Origin of the sequence: Streptomyces fragilis, assembly GCF_003112515.1 — a bacterium.
GTDB lineage: Bacteria > Actinomycetota > Actinomycetes > Streptomycetales > Streptomycetaceae > Streptomyces > Streptomyces fragilis.
Genome location: NZ_BEVZ01000003.1, coordinates 209,539 through 229,378, shown reverse-complemented (window position 1 = coordinate 229,378; position 19,840 = coordinate 209,539). Strand labels below are relative to the sequence as shown.

At 57.6% G+C, this 19,840-nt stretch carries 18 protein-coding genes and 1 pseudogene; 11 read left to right on the top strand and 8 right to left on the bottom strand.

Translation table 11 applies throughout. The features are described 5' to 3' along the window. Positions 1-180: 180 nt before the first annotated feature. Positions 181-939: a tyrosine-type recombinase/integrase gene (locus tag Sfr03f_RS30255; RefSeq protein ID WP_159105629.1), complete on the top strand. Its 759-nt coding sequence runs from the start codon at positions 181-183 to the stop codon at positions 937-939. A 350-nt stretch (positions 940-1,289) separates the two neighbouring features. Here Sfr03f_RS30255 and Sfr03f_RS11620 read toward each other — a convergent pair whose 3' ends face one another. Beyond that, positions 1,290-1,730: an ATP-binding protein gene (locus Sfr03f_RS11620; protein ID WP_159105628.1), complete on the bottom strand. Its 441-nt coding sequence runs from the start codon at positions 1,728-1,730 to the stop codon at positions 1,290-1,292. Between the two features lie 209 nt (positions 1,731-1,939). On the opposite strand from Sfr03f_RS11620, the gene Sfr03f_RS11615 reads away from it, so the two are divergent. Then, positions 1,940-2,170, top strand: coding sequence for a GntR family transcriptional regulator (locus tag Sfr03f_RS11615; protein WP_108953762.1), 231 nt, complete (start codon positions 1,940-1,942; stop codon positions 2,168-2,170). Positions 2,171-2,236: 66 nt separating this feature from the next. Here Sfr03f_RS11615 and Sfr03f_RS11610 read toward each other — a convergent pair whose 3' ends face one another. Then, positions 2,237-2,797, bottom strand: a complete 561-nt coding sequence (locus Sfr03f_RS11610; RefSeq protein ID WP_108954074.1) for a histone-like nucleoid-structuring protein Lsr2 — start codon at positions 2,795-2,797, stop codon at positions 2,237-2,239. Between the two features lie 681 nt (positions 2,798-3,478). Here Sfr03f_RS11610 and Sfr03f_RS30250 point away from each other — a divergent pair. The 8 genes and pseudogenes from Sfr03f_RS30250 to Sfr03f_RS30230 all read left to right on the top strand — a co-directional run bounded on the left by Sfr03f_RS30250 (position 3,479) and on the right by Sfr03f_RS30230 (position 13,067). Then, complete coding sequence (locus Sfr03f_RS30250; RefSeq protein WP_159105627.1) at positions 3,479-4,315, top strand: hypothetical protein; 837 nt, start codon at positions 3,479-3,481, stop codon at positions 4,313-4,315. A 1,409-nt stretch (positions 4,316-5,724) separates the two neighbouring features. Continuing rightward, positions 5,725-6,198 carry a hypothetical protein gene (locus tag Sfr03f_RS30245; protein ID WP_159105626.1) on the top strand — a complete coding sequence of 158 codons (474 nt, stop codon included), beginning with the start codon at positions 5,725-5,727 and terminating at the stop codon, positions 6,196-6,198. Positions 6,199-6,393: 195 nt separating this feature from the next. Further along, complete coding sequence (locus Sfr03f_RS30240) at positions 6,394-8,061, top strand: phage terminase large subunit family protein (RefSeq protein WP_159105625.1); 1,668 nt, start codon at positions 6,394-6,396, stop codon at positions 8,059-8,061. Positions 8,062-8,180: 119 nt separating this feature from the next. Continuing rightward, positions 8,181-9,581, top strand: a complete 1,401-nt coding sequence (locus Sfr03f_RS11605) for a phage portal protein (RefSeq protein WP_108953761.1) — start codon at positions 8,181-8,183, stop codon at positions 9,579-9,581. 79 nt (positions 9,582-9,660) lie between these two features. Further along, positions 9,661-10,077 (top strand): annotated as a pseudogene (locus Sfr03f_RS11600) (phage scaffolding protein); the annotation flags it as partial. Between the two features lie 142 nt (positions 10,078-10,219). Further along, a complete protein-coding gene (locus Sfr03f_RS11595; protein WP_108953759.1) occupies positions 10,220-11,092 on the top strand; it encodes a phage major capsid protein in 873 nt (290 codons plus the stop codon). Between the two features lie 74 nt (positions 11,093-11,166). After that, positions 11,167-11,631: a hypothetical protein gene (locus Sfr03f_RS30235; RefSeq protein ID WP_159105624.1), complete on the top strand. Its 465-nt coding sequence runs from the start codon at positions 11,167-11,169 to the stop codon at positions 11,629-11,631. A gap of 1,034 nt (positions 11,632-12,665) precedes the next feature. Continuing rightward, positions 12,666-13,067 carry a hypothetical protein gene (locus Sfr03f_RS30230; RefSeq protein WP_159105623.1) on the top strand — a complete coding sequence of 134 codons (402 nt, stop codon included), beginning with the start codon at positions 12,666-12,668 and terminating at the stop codon, positions 13,065-13,067. A gap of 154 nt (positions 13,068-13,221) precedes the next feature. Here the strand turns inward: Sfr03f_RS30230 and glnA are convergent, their stop codons facing one another. Continuing rightward, positions 13,222-14,631 (bottom strand): type I glutamate--ammonia ligase, encoded by a 1,410-nt coding sequence (glnA, locus tag Sfr03f_RS11590; RefSeq protein ID WP_108953758.1) that lies wholly within the window; start codon positions 14,629-14,631, stop codon positions 13,222-13,224. Positions 14,632-14,896: 265 nt separating this feature from the next. Here glnA and Sfr03f_RS11585 point away from each other — a divergent pair, with 265 nt between their 5' ends. Beyond that, positions 14,897-15,364, top strand: a complete 468-nt coding sequence (locus Sfr03f_RS11585; protein WP_108954073.1) for an RDD family protein — start codon at positions 14,897-14,899, stop codon at positions 15,362-15,364. A 223-nt stretch (positions 15,365-15,587) separates the two neighbouring features. Here Sfr03f_RS11585 and Sfr03f_RS11580 read toward each other — a convergent pair whose 3' ends face one another. The 5 genes from Sfr03f_RS11580 to lipB all read right to left on the bottom strand — a co-directional run bounded on the left by Sfr03f_RS11580 (position 15,588) and on the right by lipB (position 19,523). Then, positions 15,588-16,286: a DUF4191 domain-containing protein gene (locus Sfr03f_RS11580; RefSeq protein WP_108953757.1), complete on the bottom strand. Its 699-nt coding sequence runs from the start codon at positions 16,284-16,286 to the stop codon at positions 15,588-15,590. An 82-nt stretch (positions 16,287-16,368) separates the two neighbouring features. Then, positions 16,369-16,617 (bottom strand): SCO2195 family GlnR-regulated protein, encoded by a 249-nt coding sequence (locus tag Sfr03f_RS11575; RefSeq protein WP_372514413.1) that lies wholly within the window; start codon positions 16,615-16,617, stop codon positions 16,369-16,371. Positions 16,618-16,850: 233 nt separating this feature from the next. Beyond that, on the bottom strand, positions 16,851-17,825 hold the full coding sequence (gene lipA, locus Sfr03f_RS11570) for a lipoyl synthase (RefSeq protein WP_108953756.1): 975 nt from the start codon (positions 17,823-17,825) through the stop codon (positions 16,851-16,853). A 115-nt stretch (positions 17,826-17,940) separates the two neighbouring features. Further along, positions 17,941-18,606, bottom strand: coding sequence for a biliverdin-producing heme oxygenase (locus Sfr03f_RS11565; RefSeq protein ID WP_108953755.1), 666 nt, complete (start codon positions 18,604-18,606; stop codon positions 17,941-17,943). Positions 18,607-18,722: 116 nt separating this feature from the next. After that, entirely contained in the window at positions 18,723-19,523 is an 801-nt protein-coding gene (gene lipB / locus Sfr03f_RS11560) for a lipoyl(octanoyl) transferase LipB (RefSeq protein ID WP_108954071.1), read from the bottom strand. Positions 19,524-19,840: the final 317 nt, after the last annotated feature.

Here is a 19,840-nt window from a genome sequence, read left to right as displayed (position 1 = left end):
AAGCGGTCACCCACATGACCGTGGGCCGTGTCCTTCCCGTCAGGGGAAGGACACGGCCCACGGTCATGTTACGGTCCAGAGCCCTACGCACCGGCTCTGACCTGCACGGTTCTTAGATGTCGTAGTACAGCTCGAACTCGTGCACGGCGGATTCGCTGTCGCGGAAGGTTCGTAGTAGACGTGGAACTTCGACAGGCTAAGCGTGGAACCTGTTTGGCTCTGGCCTATAAGCGGCTGGAAGAGCGGGCAATCAAGGACAACACCTATCGGTCTTATCTCCAGACTCTCAGGGTTTTGGAGATTGAAGACCTTCCCGTCAAGGAAGCAACCGTTCGGGAACTGAGTAGGCGACTCTCGGGAATCATCACCGCAAGCACCCGTAGGAAGCACGCGGTTAATCTCCAAGCCTGTCTTGGAATCAAGGTGCCTACTCCTGCACCGAAGCAAAAGGTCTATGACCTTCCGACCGTGCAGGAAGTCAGGGAAGCTTTCGCGGATTCGAAATACCGTCCTCACGTCTACGGCATGACGTTCGCCGGAATGAGGATTGGTGAGTCTCTGGTCAAGCAGACTCTAAAGGGCAATGTCATCAACATTGACCGCCAGAGGACTCCACAGAATCACATCACCCCCGCTAAGACCACCGGCCCTGTCTTTGTGCCGGAATGGTTTGCGGAGGAGTACGCCACGTACGAACTGGGAGCCATCAATCACGCCACGGTCTACAGGGGCGTAAAGCGACGGGCCAAGAAAGAATTGGGCATCGAGTTGAACCCCCATGCCTTGCGTCACCTGTTCGCCACGAACCTTGTGAAGCTGGGGGCACCCCCGGAAGTCCTGAGGCGGCAGATGCGGCACCACGACGTAGCCGTCTCGCTCCGGTACTACGTCCAGACCCAAGAGGCTGACATCGAGTCAGTCATGGCTAGGTTCGCCTGAGCGGCCCTCAGACAGCCTAGGAGCCCTCAGGGGTACGGAGAGACCTAGGAGGGTCTGACAGAGGCTCACAGGGCAACACAGAGGCCCGGTTACCTGATTCATGGGTAACCGGGCCTCTGGCTTTGTATCTACTTCTTTTCCTTGACGCTTACCTCAAGGGTGTAGTTCTTGGCTTTCTTCACCCCTTCCGCAAATCCCTTTCGGTAAGCCTCTTTCTGGCCCCACTTGTAAGAGACCCAAAGGGCTAAGGCTATGCCTATCAGCTCCATCATTGTCCTTTCAGAAAAGCAGTAACCCCCGGACGGGGGGAACCGTGGAAATCCGGGGGTTACTGGTCTTTGGTTGTGTGGCTAGCCGTTCAACTCAAACCACACGTACTTTCCGGGGAGATACCCGCCTTTCCCGTCAAGGAAGGTGCAGGTTTCATATCCCCAGTCATCCGACACGAGATGAACGAGAGACAATCCCCGCCCGGATTCGCATTCATCATCCGGATAGCAGACCTTAGGGGCATCAGGCGAATAGTCCTTCACCTGAATCCTGAGCCTATCCGGATAGAGCGACCAAACCGTATCCGTCCAACCATCCGGCGACGGAATACGAATGGCATTGGTCAGCAGTTCCGAGAAGCACAGAAGCGCTTCATCCTCAAAGAACTTGACCTGATGAGAAGCCAGCCACTTACGGAGAATCCGCCGGGCCAACTTCACCGATGCCGGGGTCTGATGCCAACCCCATTCTTTGCGGGCAACCTCGTGAACGGGAATGTTCCCGTTTTCGATGGTGGTCACTAGAACCACCTCAAAGCCTGGATATGCTGCACCTGTCTGCGCTCCTAGTCAGCGTGGACTAGGCCCGGTAGCCGGTCGCTCGGTTGCCGGGCCGCTTACGTTCGTGCAGCTCAGAGGCTACCGCTATAGGCCACTACAGGGCACCCCATAGCGCCACATGGAGCCACCCAGGGAAGCATGGTGCTGGTCAGCGCCCTAGCGTCCAACCCATGAGCGACAGCATCGGATACGTGTACGTGCGCGTTGCCGACGCCGTAGAGGCAGACATCAGGGCCGGACGGCTCTCAGTCGGCGCGAGACTGCCGAACGAGCGGGACATGGGGTCTCAGTACGGCGTGGCACCAGGAACGGCCAGAAGGGCCGTACAGGAGCTGCGGGAGCGCGGCCTGGTGGTGACCCTGGCCAACAAGGGAACCTTTGTGGTTAAGGTCCCCGAATGATAAGCGAATACAGAAAAGGCCCTAAGGATTTGATTCCTTAGGGCCTTTTCCTTTTGCGCCTTTAGCTTAGAGAAGGCGCGAAGTGCTTTCCGGGTTGGGCTTACCCGTGCTGTTGTAGTAAGCCTCAATCACCTTAGCGGCAACTCGGCCCTTGTCTTTCACGTCGTGCCCGGCACTCTTGGCCCATTCACGAATGGCGTTCAAATCGTGAGAAGGGCCGGAAGACGTCTGCCTCACAGGAGTGGCAGTGATGGGAGCCGCAACCTCTCTTGCCTTTTCGACAAACGGAGCAAGGGCAGCAACGAGCTTGTCTCGGCTTCCTTCTCCCAAGTCGATTTCATAGGCAACGGTCTTCCAGAGCTTGACCACTTCAAGCTTGGTAGAACCGTCGTCATTCTTTTCCGGCTCTCCATCTTCCCCAATGACTTCCTGCTCAGACTCAAGCAGGATGGGGGAAGAGAAGCGGAAGGTCTCTACGTCCTTCTCGGTCTTTCCGTCGTAGTCGTCAGTCGTGACCACCTTGAAGTAAGCCTGAACAGGCCCAACCCCAGGAATGTGCGTCGTGACTTCCTTGACCCCCGGCTCATCCTTCTTGGATGCGTCAACGGGTACCGCGTGAGTGGCCACTGTGACCCCCTTCTCTGCTTGCGTGAGGCAAGAGGTTAGCACAGACCCATAGGGAAGCCCTCAGAAAACGTCAGATGGAATGCTTTAATTTCCCGGCATAACCGGAGGCCGGCAAAAATTGGGCCGTTTATCAATAAGCCTCTGGATATTCGACAAGAGGGCTTCTCGGATGCTAAGGTTGAACCAATCAACAACAGCTAGAGATAAGGCTTCATCTATCCTCCTGAGGGATATATCCCTGTGAGGGATACGGCCAATCCCTCTGAGGGATATAACGATGGCTCTATCCCTAGGCGAAACCGAAATGTGCTCTGTATCTATCTTTTAGTAGTTGGACAATCCAAAGGATGACGCATACCGCTTCGCGGCACGCGTTAGAACACTCAAAGAATAAAGAGGCAAAGGGTGGTGGGAGGTTAGTAGTTGTTACTTTGTTGTGACATTGAAGAAGGTTCGATAAGCCTTCCTCTAACCACAGAATGTGGTATACTTAAAGAGTAGTCGAAAGAAGCCAAACGGACATGGACTAGATGCCCGACAGGAGGGTTTTCGAAGAATTACAAGCTAGGCGCATATTCCCTTGCGTTCTTACTCAGTGTTCTTAGCCCCAAGGAAGCTAGTCCCTTCCTTGGGGCTATTTCTTTTGCACAAAACACTGAGACTAAGGACTAAGGACTAAATATGCAGAACAACATTAACTTTGGCGGTAACCAGAGATGGGCCGCTGTATCAGATTCATTTAACCAGAGGCTAGCCGGAAGCATGAGACTTCCACTCTTTGCCCGACTGGTCTTTCTTGCCGAAGCACGCATGAACCGTATTGGTCATGCCGAATTTGCGACGGGTGAGCTAGAAAGCCTTCTACCAACCGTAGACCGTAAGACCGGTGAGATTCGGTATCCCTCACAGAACACCATTTGTAAGGCAATCAAGGTTGCCATTGAGGAAGGATTCTTTACTAAGGAATCTTCCGTTAGGTGTCTGGTCTTTCATGGCAACGACGTACAGAGAAGCGCTAAGGCTTCATCCTCTTGCGTTCATCACGGCATCAAGCGGGATTGGGATGGCTTGGTTAAGCCTGTCTCCCTGGTAAAGGCTGAGAGCCCCCAGGAATCAACAGAGGTACAGGAAGACCAGGAAGGAACGACAGAGGCTCAGACGGCCACTGAGACACCTTCTCAGCCTTGCTCTGACGATACGGACCACGAAGCAACCGACGAACAGAAGGAAGAGGAAACCATGCCTATTGAGGAAGACCAGCCGCTAGACATTGAGGCTTGGTTTAAGCGTGATGACATTGCAGAGGTAAGCAAGAACGTTGCCGCTTATGGAATCACTTACCGAAAGGGACACCCTTACGCTTACATCCTTGCCGTAGCAGAGGAAGCAGCCAAGGAAGAATACGACCTTTGGGGAAACAACTTCAATATGCGATACACGTATGCGGCTGAGAACGTTGAAGAGCTTTCTATCCCTCTCAGGGATACAAGGACCCTTGTAGATACTGACGCATGGTGAATCGAACTACACGCTAATAGATTAGGAGAACAACAAGAATGCTGAACAGGGATGCACTAAACAATGAATGGATTGAGGCTGCCAAGGCTTACCGAGAGAACGAGAGGTGCCAACGGCTCATTGAGAGCATCGAGACTAACGGCGAGTGTAAGCACCCAAACGCACGACGAAAGAAGGACGGAACAAGAGATAAGCGCTTCTCTTGTTCGGAATGCCAGTCGATTGGTTACAAGGCTCTAGATAGAGCTAACTCTCTGTACTACGACTGGGGGCAAGTGTGGGATTTGTTTGAACGAATCGGCATGAGCGTTAAGGAAAGCGACTAAAGGAGTAAGAAATGCGCACAAGAATTACAGACGGGGATGGTTCATTCATCTTCATTGAGGTTGGCTCTAAGCAGGATGCCATTAACCTCTCATACCTTGCGGGAAAGGCCGGGGTTGGCTTTGCGGTACTGAGTGATGAGAAGCCGGTACCAACCAGGAAGACACGCCCTCACCTTGACCCAAACCAAAGCATCAGCAAGATGGTTCGCGCCCTCTGGATTACTGGGGTTACCAATAGAGAGACAATCCGAGAGCTTGTCTCACAGAGCAAGGGCTATGAGGTACCCATCAACACCATTCACCGCACCATCAGCCGTATGTTTGAGTAAGAGCCCCCGCCCGGTTTTCGGGCGGGTTTCCCAACACAAGAAAGGATGTCTCAACAAACATTGAGATAGACAGATGAAGAAATGCAGTGAATGCAAGAAGACAAAGGACGATAAGGAGTTCAATAAGCATCCTGCTACCCGAGACAGATTGCAGGGTATGTGTCGTTCTTGCCAAGGTAAGTACCAGAAGGATTGGAAGAAGAAGAATAGAGAACATGACCGGGAGTATCAAAAGGCCCGGTATTGGAAAAAGAAGTCGGGAAGTTGATTTAGGAGAGCAATTCCCCTATAATGAAAAGGTAGGCAACAAAGACTTGTTCTCATTCTTGGTTGTGCACTTCTCCTAATTGCTAGAAGGCCCCAGCGAAATCGTTTACGGCTAGGCTGTATTACTCTCCTCAAAGTCGCTGGGGCTTTCTTATACCGAGCTATTAAGGTGACTCGGTAACTAGTTGAAATTGAAGAAAAACGGCGGGTTTGAGAGGAGACAATGACAGGCCCAAGAGAATCAGACAGACAACTATTGATGTCTGAGATAGACAACTTAAAAGAAAGGATACGAACAGGCGAGAAGCTGAACCCAAAGAAGGTAGCTAAAGAACTAGACGCTAGCCCTACGGCTGTAGGAAGAATCATCAAGACTCTTCTTTGGCTTGAGACAATGGGTAGTTAGAAATAGCTTCGTAAACAGGGCTTAGAAATAGCTTTATAGACGTAATACCAGGGTCTCGCGTATTCGTAAATGCAAAAAAATATGAATCAGCGTAAATACACAGAAGAGGAAAAGCTCGCATATCTCGAAAAGGCAAGCCTAATCGGACATAGCCGGGCAAGGCGTGAGCTTGGGTATCCAAACAGTTGGAGTACCGCAAACTCATGGTCAAAGGAATTCGGGGTAGAGATTGCCCTTTCCGAACTAAAGCAGAAGTCTTCCGCCTTTAACCAGTGGTATCGGGAGGAAGAACTACTAATCGCCATGCAAGACATCATTGATAGAGGAATGGAGATTGTTAACGAAAGGCCAGACATTACGGGTGATGAGCTTAAGAAGACAGCAGAAGCCGTGAACAAGGCAGTTCAGACAATGAACCTGATTCAGGGCAAGGCAACCAGCCGCAACGGCACCGAGCAGCCATCAGAGACAGACAAGGCTATCGAGAACCTTTCCAAGGCGTTTCAGGCGGCCGAACAGAAGGTCACTGGACTGGGAGCCCCGGAAGGTATCTGACCCTCTGAGACAGGCGTACAGCCAATCTCTGTACCACGCTTTGTAGCAGGGGAATTGCCGGCCTCTGGGGTATTGGTACAAACGTTGATACAAAGCCCTGTGTCGGCAAGCAGGGGTGAAGTTGGCGTGCAACTCATGCACATACGCCATTGACCAGCGGGTTTACTGAGAAGGGAACATAACAGGACAAAGACTATGAAGATTTATGAATACATGGCATCACTACCAATGGAGGTAAAGCAGGACCTTCTAACTCAAGAGGGCAGGATTAGACAGACAAAGAACAATCCTCTTTTGTTTGCGGTTATCTATCTGCTTCATCACGTTACGAGTGATACCGGAGAGATGACCCTTAGTGAATTCCATTTGGCTCTAGCTGAATACGCAAAGACATGGGCTAAGCCAATCACTAAGGAACGAGAATCAAGAGACGCATTCATTGCCCCTAGAAATGGTGGCAAGAGTACGTGGCTCTTTCTCATCTTGCCTATGTGGGGTGCGGCTCACGGACACATCAGGTTCGTTGCTGCCTTTGCTGACTCAGCAGGACAGGCAGAGGAACACCTACAGACCTTTAAGGATGAGCTAGACACCAATGAAGCACTAGGCAAGGACTTCCCTGACCTGTGTACTCCTTTGCTTGGCAAGAGGAAGAACACAGCTATTGCTCAGTCTCGTGACCAAATCCGGCAGGCTAACGGGTTTGCCTTTGTTGCTAAGGGTGCTGATTCAAAGACCCTTGGCCTAAAGATTAATAAGCAAAGACCAGACCTTATCTTGTTCGATGACATTGAACCGGGTGAGGCTAACTACTCAGAGAATGAGGCAATTAAGCGTAGGGGAACTGTTCTCAATGCCATTCTGCCAATGAACATCTATGCACGGGTTTGCTTTGCAGGAACAACAACAATGCCCGGCAGCATCATTGACCAAATGAGAATGGTTGAAGAGAAAGAGCGGGAATGGAAGGAATCTGAATCGATTGATTTTCCTGGCAATTTTGGAGGCGTTCTTAAAAGCGGTACTAATGAATTCAATTCGAATTTGCCTATATCTACACCCAATTCAAATACAGAAAATTTGAGAAATTCGGACCCTGATTTCTATGAAGCCCTAGACCCTGACCTTAGATGGGTCATTGATGAGAACATCAAGGTTCATTACTTCCCTGTCATTCTCAAGGATGGTGATAGGGAACGCTCCCTTTGGCCTGAGTTCTGGTCAATGGATTACCTCAACAGCATTAGGCACACTCGCAGCTTTGCAATGAACCTAATGAATCGCCCTGTGTCTCTTGATGCTGCCTATTGGCAGGACACGGATATTCGCATTGGTGAGCCTGTCGGGGGTTATGGAAACACGCTTCTGATTGTTGACCCTGCTGTCACGACTAAGAAGCGAAGCGACTACACCGGTATTGCCATTGAGTCCAGAGGCTTGGATGAGAACGGCAAGGACGACGGACGCATCTACGTGCGTTACGCGGAACAGCACAAGATTTCCCCTGGCCCTGAGCTACGGGACCTTGTGACAACCCTCTGTAAGGCGTACGGGGCCAAGGTGGTCCTAGTTGAGTCCAACCAGGGTGGAGACGTCTGGAAGTCTGTCTTTGACGGGATTCCGGCAAAGCTCCGACTAGAACGAGCTGTCGGAGCGAAAGAGGTAAGGGCAACTCACGCTCTTGACTTCTACCAGAAGGGCAAGGTTTGGCATACAGGGTTCTTTGACACCCTGCAAACACAGATGTACGCCTTTCCTCGCGTCACCCATGACGACGTTGTGGATGCCGTTTGTTCGGGGGTTCTGTACTTCCTTGGAAAGCCTCAAGTACAGCCAAGCATTAAGTCTCAGAGCTACGTCTGAGAATGAATTGAGTTCGGCCTGGAATTGTTTATGAATAAGTCAGGCCGGCTCGCCAATCAATTATGAATTAGAAAGGAATTCTGATATACTCCTTATAAGGAGTTGGATTACACAAAGAAATGACAGACCTAACCATCGCGGTTAACGAAATCCTGGACAGGAGAAACGAATACACAACCGCAGAAGAGTATTACGAAGGAACGGCCGAAGAGGTATTTACCTCTGTGGCTATGAGTCGTGCTTTGCACCGGACGGGCAATCGCTTCCGACTCAACTTCGCAGCAACACCCGTAGATACGGTGAATAACCGCCTAGAGATTGCTTCTGTGTCTGCCGTTAGTCCTGAGGCTGGCAGCTATCTCGATAGGGTTTGGGCATCTAATGAATTGGTCCTAGAGACCGGGGAGATTCACAAGAGAGCCCTTATTTATGGTGACGCCTATCTCATTGTTTGGCCTGAGGGCGATACCCTACAGGTTCACTACAACTCCCCAAAGACAACGGTTGTTCTCTACGATGAGGAAAACCCCCGCCTAAAGCGTTGTGCCGCAAAGGTGTGGGAAATCAGCATCCATGAGAAGAACGCCGTTAAGACTCGCACACGAGTCAATCTGTACTACTCAGACAGGATTGAGAAGTACATCAGCCGTGCGGAAAAGCTTCCGCACACTCCTAAGGATTCTGACTTCCTTCCTTTCGTGGATGATTTCACGGATAGCAATGGAGTTATGAAGCACAACCTAGGAGAACTTCCGGTATTCCATTTCCGGACGGAGAGGCCAAAGGGCAAGCCAGAGCATCTAGGCGCTTACGGTGCTCAGGACGCTATCAATAAGCTCATGGTCGGCCAGATGGCTGCCAATGACTTCCATAGCTTCCCACAGCGTTACGCCCTTGCTGCTGAGGGTTCATCAGAGTCGGCGGACTTTGATTCAGGCAATGAGTCAATCAGTGCCAACAACAGCCCTGGCGAAATGGCTATCTTCCAAGGAATCAAGGAAGTCGGGCAATTCAAGGTTGCTGACCCGAACACGTTCCTTGAGCCTTTCAAGGCTTATGTACGCGCGATGGCTTCAACCACATCAACGCCACTGCATTACTTTGAGCCAACCGGCAATATCCCATCCGGTGAAGCCCTTAGAACGGCAGAGGCACCACTAGTGAAGAAGGTTCGAAATCGTCAGTTGTCCTTTGGGTCAACATGGCGGGAAGTCTTTACATTCATCCTCAAGGCCGGGGGATTTAAGGAAGACGTACAGGTGCATTGGAAGCCTGTAGAGACTTTCGACACTAAGGAGGCAATGGAGATTGCCTATAAGAAGATTCAGATTGGCATTCCTCTTGAGCAGGTCGCCGCAGAAATGGGATATGACGCGGCTCTAGTCAAGACATGGATGGCTGAGAAGGAATCGGCACAGATTCAGGCAGGCAACGAGCTGCCGGGTGAATCAGAATCGCACAATGTGCAGCCTAAGGACACGACGGGGGTTCCGGATAACCCGTACGAACAGGCGGCATGACCGAAGAAATTCGCCAACTCTTCCGGGCCTTGATTGAGGCCCTGGAGAAGAGACAAAGGAACCGACACAACTACAACTCACGAGACGGAGGAATCAACAAGTGACGGACAACCAGGAAAACCAGGAACGACCAAACGACATTGAGGCAATGCAGGCGGCCCTAAACAAGGCCAATGCGGAGGCTCTAAAGCATCGAGAGAAGCGGGACACATTTCGGAACGTGGCAGTACGCCTAGCAACCGAAAAGGCACTCTCTCAGGCTGGTCTAAGCAACCCCAAGGTTGCCAAGTATCTCAATATGTCAGAGCTTCGCGTGACGGAGGCCGGAGAGATTGAGGGACTTACGGAACAGCTAGACACTTTGAAGGAAGACCTTCCGGAGCTATTCGGAGAGGCAAAGAAGATTTCAGGTGGAGCGGACGCCGCAGATAAGCGGGAAGCACGTCCTTCTAAGACTTCCGCTGATGTGCTAGCCGAACAGCTTTTCGGCAATTAAAAGAATTCCTGAATAAACCAGCCGGCCTGGGAATTCAGGTGACAATTGAATAACAACTGAATTAGGTGTCTGTGAACACCTACGGGATATCCCCTTGCGGGTGTTCCGGACAACTAAATACATAACTGGAGAATAAAAGAAAATGGCTTTTGTTAATGCAGACGATTGGGTACCTGAGGAGTATGGCTCTGAGGTAATTACCCGCGTCAATCAGAATTCCGTCGTTGAGGCGGTAGCGCGTCGAATCACAATGCGTTCGGACACCATCAAGGTTCCTCGCATGGGTCGCTTTGGCGTTGACGTTGTTGAGAAGACTGACCTTTACACCGACGCTGAGCCGGTCCTAGACAATGTAATCCTTGACGCGGTGAAGTTCGGTAAGACCTTCACCATTGCTGAGGAAGACCTACAGGACGCTGTGGCAAACGTTATCTCGGCTTATCAGGCCGAGTGGGCAGTCTCTTATGCGCGTGAGCTAGACAACGCTGCAATTGCTTGCACGGGTACCGAGAATGGCACCACCGTTCCGTTCACTTCCCTTTACAAGGCTGCTGGTTCCGGCCAGAAGATTGCGACTGCCGGTGCGGTGACTTATGCCAAGCTGTCAGACACTCTGGCACTTTACGAGGGTTCGGATTACGCGAATGACGCGGACACCGTTGTAATGGCTCACCCATCATTCAAGGCCGCATTCCGTGGAATCCTTGACGACAACGGCAATCCAATCTTTGTTGAGGGTACTTCCGCTACTCCTGCAACTCTGTTCGGATTCGACGTGAATTTCTCATACGGTCTCAAGACTTCTACGACTGTCACGGATGCCCCTACCGGTAATCCGCTGCTTGTTGTCGGTAATCGACAGCACCTGCTTCTAGGTGTTCGTTCCGGTCCTGAGTCTCTTGTCGGAGATGAGTTCCGTCGTGACGGAAAGATTCTTAAGGTTCGTGCCCGTCGTGGATTCGCTGTTGCGCGTCCTGAGGCATTCGGAATCCTTGAGGTAACGGCTGGAGCCTAATCCTTAGGATTGGTTCCGATTGAGGGGGCTAGGGTTTCGGCCCTGGCCCCTTCTGTCATGAAAGGAGTTTGAAAATGGCACTACCTACTTATTTCTACGGTTCTTTGTTCGCTAAGGCGTTCAACGGACAGATTAATTTCACGTCCGACACAATCAAGGTTGCTTTGATTGGTTCGGGCTATACGCCTAATCGCAACACTCAAGGTGCATGGTCAACCGTTAGCCCTTATGAGGTTTCAGGCGCGGGATATACGGCAGGCGGCATTACCCTTACCGGTAAGACGCTTACCTATAGCTCAGGCAAGTTCAAGATTGATGCCGATGATGTAACTTGGCCGGGCCTTACGGCTAATGTTCGCTATGCCGTTGTCTATGACGACACTGCAACCGGAAAGCCTCTTATTGGCTATGTCGATTTGGGGCAGACTCTTAGCCTTGCCAATGAGGATTTCGGAATCCAGTTTTCTTACTTTGAACAGGATGAGGATTCAGGAAACTTCATTTCCGGCTCAGGAATGTTCGAGATTGAGGTTTCCTAATGGTGAGCATTGCAGCCGGTAGGGCAACGGCACGCGGTAGCGGCTGGTCTGTCAGCCGTGCCCCAGGAACGGCCCCCAGTGCCCCTGTGAGCGTCTCTGTCGCATCCGGCAAGGCAATCGGCCGGGGGTTGGGTTGGAGCGTCACACGGACGCCTGTGGCCGTTACCTCATACACAGAGCTAGTCATGACGCTTGCTCGCAAAAGGGTAATCCTCACCCTTGGTTCTAATGAGATTCCACTAGAGCTACCGAGGAAGATTCTACGAACGGAGATTGAAGGTTAATGAGCCTGACTTATGTAACCGGGCAAATCCCGGTTGAGCCTGTTCTCATTCTTGTTCAGGATGAGAGTGGCAATACCCGTGACTTGTCTGCCTATACCGACGCTGCTTTGCTTCTAGTCGGCCCTGATGGTGTTACCCGCACCGGAGGAACAGCAACAATCACGGATGAGGTGAATGGCAAGGTTACGTTTACGTGGCCCGCTACTTCACTATTCGATGTTCCTGGGGATTACCGACTAGCCGTCAAGCTATCGGCAGGCTCAGGAGCGGATTACACAACACCATTGCGCGTAGTAGTGGTGCCAGGATTGGAGGACTAAGGATGTACGCAACAGTTTCAGACGTATATGAAATCGCCGGGGTTTCTGTTGACCTAGCCACCTTGAAGAAAGCTCAGGCAATCATCGAGACAGCTAGCGGAAGACCTATTGAGCTAGTAACAGACCCAACGGATGTCATTTGGCTACGTAAGGCAGTTGCCTATCAGTGCGCCTATATGGAAGATGACCCAACGTCTGTCTTTGAACAGCCGAATCTAGAGTCTTACTCTCATGGTGATGACAAGATGACGATTGGCAATAAGCCTGTTTGGCTATCTCCACTAGCTCAGAAGGCTATCGGCAATGTGTCATGGCGAAGAAGTCGCTTTATTAGCTTCCCGCCAATCAATTACCGAAGAGAACAGCGTAGGCAGGACTGTGAAACCGGTTGGATGCACGATAGGTGGTGGTCCTGGTGAGAATGATGGCTATGAAGCGCTATGAATTTAGCGCGGACATCTATAAGTACGTTCTTGGAGAGCAGGACCCGGATACCGGTAGCTTTCCTGAATCATATTGGGACTATGACAATCCAAGGACTGTTAGAGCAACGGGCGGGTCTGTGAGAACGTGGCAATCAATTGAAAAGTTCTTGCGTCAAGAGCAGGGCAGTTATTCCAATGAGAGTTGGATTCAGTTGTTCATGCCTTTCCGGCCTGACTTGGATGACCAGATTGGCAATGTAAGGAACAAGGCCGGGGAACTCGTATATGCGAATGAAGACGGTACAGATACGGTCTTCAACGTAAGAGGCGTATTCCCTCAGGTTGATATGAATGGCAAGACGATTGACTATCAGGTGGTTTGCGCGAGAATTCAGATTCAGCCATAACGAGAAAGGACCCTCACCAATCCCGGTAAGGGTCCTTCTCTATTTGGCCTTGTATTGCGGCTGCCTTAGCGGGCAATTACTCAACTTGACAGGGATGATAGTATCTATCCCCGTAAGCGTGCATGAGTAGAACTGCTACTAAGACAGAAACCCTTTAGATGTCGTAGTACAGCTCGAACTCGTGCGGGTGGGGGCGCAGCGCGATCGGGGCGATCTCGTTGGTGCGCTTGTAGTCGATCCAGGTCTCGATCAGGTCCGGCGTGAAGACGTCGCCCTGGAGGAGGTACTCGTGGTCGGCCTCGAGGGCGTCGAGGACGGCGCCGAGGGAGGTCGGGACCTGCGCGACGTTGGCGTGCTCCTCGGGAGCCAGCTCGTAGAGGTCCTTGTCGATCGGCTCGGCCGGCTCGATCTTGTTCTTGATGCCGTCCAGGCCGGCCATCATCAGCGCGGAGAAGGCCAGGTACGGGTTGCCGGAGGAGTCGGGCGCGCGGAACTCGACGCGCTTGGCCTTCGGGTTGGCGCCGGTGATCGGGATGCGCATCGCGGCGGAGCGGTTGCGCTGCGAGTACACCAGGTTGATCGGGGCCTCGAAGCCGGGCACCAGGCGGTGGTAGGAGTTCACCGTCGGGTTGGTGAAGGCGAGCAGCGACGGCGCGTGCTTGAGGATGCCGCCGATGTAGTGGCGGGCCATGTCGGACAGACCCGCGTAGCCGGTCTCGTCGTAGAACAGCGGCTGGCCGCCGGTCCACAGCGACATGTGCACGTGCATGCCGGAGCCGTTGTCACCGAAGATCGGCTTGGGCATGAAGGTGGCGGACTTGCCGTTGCGCCAGGCGACGTTCTTGATGATGTACTTGAACAGCATCAGGTCGTCGGCCGCGGCCAGCAGCGTGTTGAACTTGTAGTTGATCTCGGCCTGGCCGGCGGTGCCCACCTCGTGGTGCTGGCGCTCGACCTCGAGGCCGGACGCGGCCAGCTCCAGGGACATCTCGGCGCGCAGGTCGGCGAAGTGGTCGACCGGGGCCACCGGGAAGTAGCCGCCCTTGTACTTGACCTTGTAACCACGGTTGTTGTCGGTGGCGCCGGCGTTCCAGGCGCCCGCCTCCGAGTCGATGTGGTAGAACGCCTGGTTCGCCTCGGTGGAGAAGCGCACCGAGTCGAAGACGTAGAACTCGGCCTCGGGACCGAAGAAGGCGGTGTCGGCGATGCCGGTGGACGCCAGGTAGGCCTCGGCCTTCTTCGCCACGTTCCGCGGGTCACGGGAGTACTGCTCACCGGTGATCGGGTCGTGGATGAAGAAGTTGATGTTGAGCGTCTTGTCCCGGCGGAAGGGGTCGACACGGGCCGTGCTGAGGTCGGCGCGCAGGGCCATGTCCGACTCGTGGATGGCCTGGAAGCCGCGGATGGAGGACCCGTCGAAGGCCAGCTCCTCGCCCGGGTCGAACGCCGTGGCGGGAATCGTGAAGTGCTGCATCACACCCGGCAGGTCGCAGAAGCGAACGTCTACGAACTTGACGTCCTCATCGGCGATGAACTTCTTGGCCTCGTCGGCGTTCTGGAACATCCAGCTCCTCCTACTCCCGGCCGGTTCCGCCAGGGGTGTTAGTACTTCGCGTGCCAGTGCGGTGACACACGCTGTCTGGGACCCTAGTGATCGGCGATTTCTCGAACATGACTCATTTGTTTCCGGGAAGTTAACCGGCTGATCGGCGGTGGTGACCGCCGGGCCGTCGCCGGATCGCTCGGGTCCCCTTCCATGGTCCTGCCCCGGGTTCCCGTCCGCACCCCGCCCTCCTCCACGCGCGCGCACGGGAAGTACCGTGGAGTCCGTGGACAACAGGCAAGCACTCGGATCCTGGCTCTCCGGCCCCCGCGCGGCGGCGGAGGAGGCCGGCGTGGACTTCGGCTACCGGGGCCAGGGGCTCGGCCTCCCCGAAGGCGGCCCCGGCTCGGTGGCGCGTCCCGGTCGGCGCCTCGGTGCGCTGGTCGTGGACTGGGGACTGTGCGTGCTGATCGCATACGGTCTCCTCACGGATGGTTACGGTCAGTCGACGAGCAACTGGGCGCTGCTGATCTTCTTCGCGCTGGGCGTGCTCACCGTGGGCACCGTGGGTTACACGCCGGGCAAGCGGCTGTTCGGGCTGCGGGTGGTCGCGGTCGCGAGCGGCACGGTGGTGCCGTGGCGGGCGGCGGTGCGGACGGCGCTGCTGTGTCTCGGTCTGCCCGCGCTGGTGTGGGACCGGGACGGGCGAGGGCTGCACGATCGGCTCGCCGGCACGGTGGAGATCCGCGCCTGACGCTCGCTGCCGGGATTCTTCCTACGGCACCCGGCCGCCGCTGCCAGGGCTTTGTACCCCCGGCCGCCACTGCCAGGGCTTTGGGGCACCCGGCCGCCGCTGCCAGGGCGTGCTTCACGGCGCCCCGCCTCCGCTGCACACCCCGGAACGGCGCAGGGCGCCCGGCGGGATGCCGGGCGCCCTGTGGCGTTCGTTCGTGGGAGTGGGTGCGGTGCGGGTTGGTTCAGCGGCCCTTGCTGCCGCGGGGGAGCTTCATGCCCTTCGGCATGGGCCCCTTCGGAAGCGGCATGTTCTTCATCAGGTCGCCCATCGCCCGCAGCCGGTCGTTGGTGGTCGTGACCTGCGGCCCCGTGAGCACCCGCGGCAGCTTCATCATCGTGACGCGGAGCTTCTTCAGCGGGACCTGGCCCTCGCCGTTGCCGACCAGGATGTCGTGGACCGGCACGTCGGCGACGATGCGGTTCATCTTCCGCTTCTCGGCGGCGAGCAGGGACTTCACCCGGTTCGGGTTGCCCTCCGCGACCAGCACGATGCCGGCCTTGCCGACCGCCCGGTGCACCACGTCCTGGCTGCGGTTCATCGCGACCGCCGGCGTCGTCGACCAGCCCCGGCCGATGTTCTCCAGCACCGCCGCGGCGGCGCCCGGCTGGCCCTCCATCTGCCCGAAGGCGGCCCGCTCGGCCCGGCGCCCGAACACGATCGCGGTCACCAGGAAGGCGACCAGCAGACCGAGGATGCCCAGGTAGATCGGGTGACCGATCAAGAAGCCGATCGCGAGGAAGACACCGAGGGTGATGATTCCGACCGCCGCGAGCACAAGACCGATCTTCTTGTCGGCCTTGCGGGTCATCTTGTACGTCAGGGCGATCTGCTTGAGTCGCCCGGCATTCGCAGACTCCGCTGCGGTTTCCTTCCTCGCCATGTCTCGAAGTCTACGTGCACCGGCCCGCCCCCACGAAGGCGGTGCCCGCTCCGTGCCCGGGCGGTCACCGCGGCGTGACCGGTCAGGAACGCAGCGCGGGCGCGGCGGGCGCCGTCCCGAGGACCCGCTGGGCCTCGATCCGGTCGCGGGCGCGGCGCCGGTCCTCCAGGACGGAGGTCCAGGCGTTGCGCCGCGCGGTGCGCTGTCCGCCGCCCAGGAGCAGCGACTCCACGGCCAGCAGCGCCCCGGTCAGCGAGGGCAGCGGCCCGGCCCCGCCGTCGCGTGCGCGCGCCGGTTCGACGGTCTCGATGGTCTCCGTGGTCACGGTCACGGTCACGGTCCCCCTGGGATGCGTGGGCTGCGCGTCGGGTTTCAGAGTCCCTCACTGGTGTTACCAGAGCGTGACTCATCGGTCAAAGCCGGATGAAAAGCGTGCCCGCGCCCGTCCACCCGAGGGACGGACACGGGCACGCTGCCGAGGGTGTCGCCACCGTGGCACGGGCTTCGGGAGCACCGCACGAGCGCCGCTGGAGAGCGGGCTCGGACCGCCGCTGGAGAGCGGGCTCAGACCGCCGCGGGGGCCGCGTCCGCACCGTCGTTGGCGCGCTGCTCGACCGCCATGCCGTAGAGCCGCCCGGCGCGGTACGAGGAGCGGACCAGCGGACCGGACATGACGCCGGCGAAGCCGATCTCCTCGGCCTCCTTCTGGAGCTCGACGAACTCCTGCGGCTTGACCCACCGCTCCACCGGGTGGTGGCGCACGGAGGGCCGCAGGTACTGGGTGATGGTGATCAGCTCGCAGCCGGCGCCGTGCAGGTCGCGCAGGGCCTCGCTGATCTCCTCGCGGGTCTCGCCCATGCCCAGGATCAGGTTGGACTTGGTGACCAGGCCGAACTCGCGGGCCTTGGTGATCACCTCGAGGGAGCGCTCGTAGCGGAAGCCGGGGCGGATCCGGCGGAAGATCCGCGGGACCGTCTCGACGTTGTGCGCGAAGACCTCCGGACGGGACTCGAAGACCTGCTGGAGCAGCTCGGGCACCGCGTTGAAGTCGGGGGCGAGCAGCTCGACCTTGGTCCGGCCCTCGGCACGCTCGGCGGTCTGCTGGTGGATCTGGCGGACGGTCTCCGCGTAGAGCCAGGCGCCGCCGTCCTCGAGGTCGTCGCGGGCGACGCCGGTGATGGTGGCGTAGTTGAGGTCCATGGTGACCACGGACTCGCCGACGCGGCGCGGCTCGTCACGGTCGAGCGCCTCGGGCCTGCCGGTGTCGATCTGGCAGAAGTCGCAGCGCCGGGTGCACTGGTCGCCGCCGATGAGGAAGGTGGCCTCGCGGTCCTCCCAGCATTCGTAGATGTTGGGGCAGCCGGCTTCCTGGCAGACCGTGTGCAGGCCCTCGCTCTTCACGAGGTTCTGCATCTTCGTGTACTCGGGACCCATCTTCGCCCGGGTCTTGATCCACTCGGGCTTGCGCTCGATGGGGGTCTGGCTGTTCCGGACCTCCAGGCGCAACATCTTGCGTCCGTCGGGTGCGACTGCGGACACATCGGCTCCCTGTGACTTCGGTTCGTAGGCGTAACCAGCGTACGCCGCCTTGTTTCGGTGTCCGTCCCGAGGCCGGGCTTACGGACGTGGGGTGGCTCTCACTCTCCCCGCCCTCCTACAAGGCTCGGGCGGTGGCCGGGAATTCCCTTTCCAGGTCCCGCAGGAGGGCGGTGTTGTACGCGAAGGCGCGGCGGCACTCCTCCACCACCCGGCGCTTCTCGAGGTCGTCCACCGGGAGCGCGTCGAGCCGCGCACGGTAGGCGCGCTTGAAGGCGGCCGGGTTCGGTATCGCGTCGAAGACGTAGAACCGGACGCCGTCGCCCCCGCGGTCGAAGCCCCAGGTCCGCTCGGCGGCGTCGCGGATGATCCGGCCGCCGGAGAGGTCGCCGAGGTAGCGGGTGTAGTGGTGGGCCACGTACCCGGCCGGCCAGTCGCGGGCGCACTCGGCGATGCGGGCCGCGTACTCCTCGGTGGCGGGCAGCGGGGCGGCGTCCGCCGGGCGGCCGGGGCCGCGCAGGTGGGCCAGGTCGCGGTCCAGGGCGGACAGGCGCAGCAGCTCGGGCCGCACGAACGGTCCGGCGACCGGGTCGTCGCGCAGGACGCCGGCCCGCTCCTCCAGCGCGCGGTACACGAAGCGGAGCTGCTGGGTGTAGCGGGCGTACGCCTCGACGCCGTGCCTGCCGCCGAGCATGGCGCCCAGGAACCCGCTGCTCTCCGCCTCCTCGTGCTGTGCCCGGGAGGCGGTGCGTATGAGCTGGGAGAACGGCTGCGCGGTGTTCATGTTCCCAGTGTGCCCGCTCGCGCCGACGCGCCCGGAGGACCGGAGCGGCGCCGGCTCCGGCCCGGGGCCTGGCCCGGCCCCGGCCACCCGGAGCGGGTCGGGCCCGGGCGCGCGGGTCAGGCGGAGGCGGCGGCTTCCGTCTCGCGGGGGCGGAGGTCGGCGCCCTCCAGGACCTCGCGGAGGTGCTTCTCGATCACCGGGAGCACGTCCGCGATGGTGACGTCGCGCCCGAGCTCCGCGGCGAGCGAGGTGACGCCGGCGTCCCGGATGCCGCAGGGGATGATCCGGTCGAACCAGGTGGTGTCCGGGTTGATGTTCATCGCGAACCCGTGCATGGTCACGCCCTTGGAGACCCGCACGCCGATCTGGGCGAGCTTGCGGTCCTCCCGGCGCTGGCCGGCGTTGGACGGCGCGTACTCGGGCCCGTTGAGCCGGGGGTCGAACTCCTCGTCCGTCATCCGCGGGTCGAGGTCCAGGGAGAGCCCGCCGAGCGAGGGCCGCTGCTCCACCGGGTCGCCGAGCATCCAGACACCGCTGCGCCCCTCGATCCGGGTGGTCTCCAGGCCGAACTCCGCGCAGGTGCGGATCATGGCCTCCTCCAGGCGCCGGACGTGGGCCACCACGTCGACGGGGCGCGGAAGCTTCTGGATGGGGTAGCCGACCAGCTGGCCCGGGCCGTGCCAGGTGATCTTGCCGCCGCGGTCGACGTCGATCACCGGCGTCCCGTCCAGCGGGCGCTCGCTGTCCGCGGTGCGGCGGCCGGCCGTGTAGACCGGCGGGTGCTCCAGCAGCAGCACGGTGTCGGGGATCTCGTCGGCGAACCGCGCCGCGTGCACCTGGCGCTGCTCCTCCCACGCCTGCAGGTACTCGACGGCCTCGGCGCCGAACCCCATGCGTACGAACCGCACCTCACCCACGGAAACCTCCAGGCGTATCCGGACCGGGCCGCGGCGGACGGCCCCCGGCCACTGTAGGCGCTCCGCGCCGGCGGCACGCCACGCGCCCGGCGGCACCCGGGTTGTCCTGGCATGAACACACTCGACACCGGTCGTTCCCAGTCGGCCGGAGTCGCCCCAAGAGGGCCCGAAGCGTCACTTCCGGATAGGAAACTCACCCGATCGAATGAACGGAGGGTGAAGTGTGCGATGAGCTGCCTACTCTCCGCTACATTCACGCCGTTCACTGGCCATAACGGCTGCTCACAGGCAATCCGGGCGCCCGAGGGGGCTCGCCA

Excerpts from the sequence above, each read along its gene's own strand:
- Sfr03f_RS11615 (WP_108953762.1), top strand. The coding sequence starts at position 1,940 with ATGAGCGACAGCATCGGATACGTGTACGTGCGCGTTGCCGACGCCGTA.
- Sfr03f_RS30250 (WP_159105627.1), top strand. The coding sequence starts at position 3,479 with ATGCAGAACAACATTAACTTTGGCGGTAACCAGAGATGGGCCGCTGTA.
- Sfr03f_RS30245 (WP_159105626.1), top strand. The coding sequence starts at position 5,725 with ATGAATCAGCGTAAATACACAGAAGAGGAAAAGCTCGCATATCTCGAA.
- Sfr03f_RS30240 (WP_159105625.1), top strand. The coding sequence starts at position 6,394 with ATGAAGATTTATGAATACATGGCATCACTACCAATGGAGGTAAAGCAG.
- Sfr03f_RS11605 (WP_108953761.1), top strand. The coding sequence starts at position 8,181 with ATGACAGACCTAACCATCGCGGTTAACGAAATCCTGGACAGGAGAAAC.
- Sfr03f_RS11595 (WP_108953759.1), top strand. The coding sequence starts at position 10,220 with ATGGCTTTTGTTAATGCAGACGATTGGGTACCTGAGGAGTATGGCTCT.
- Sfr03f_RS30235 (WP_159105624.1), top strand. The coding sequence starts at position 11,167 with ATGGCACTACCTACTTATTTCTACGGTTCTTTGTTCGCTAAGGCGTTC.
- Sfr03f_RS30230 (WP_159105623.1), top strand. The coding sequence starts at position 12,666 with ATGAAGCGCTATGAATTTAGCGCGGACATCTATAAGTACGTTCTTGGA.
- glnA (WP_108953758.1), bottom strand. The coding sequence starts at position 14,631 with ATGTTCCAGAACGCCGACGAGGCCAAGAAGTTCATCGCCGATGAGGAC.
- Sfr03f_RS11580 (WP_108953757.1), bottom strand. The coding sequence starts at position 16,286 with ATGGCGAGGAAGGAAACCGCAGCGGAGTCTGCGAATGCCGGGCGACTC.
- Sfr03f_RS11565 (WP_108953755.1), bottom strand. The coding sequence starts at position 18,606 with ATGAACACCGCGCAGCCGTTCTCCCAGCTCATACGCACCGCCTCCCGG.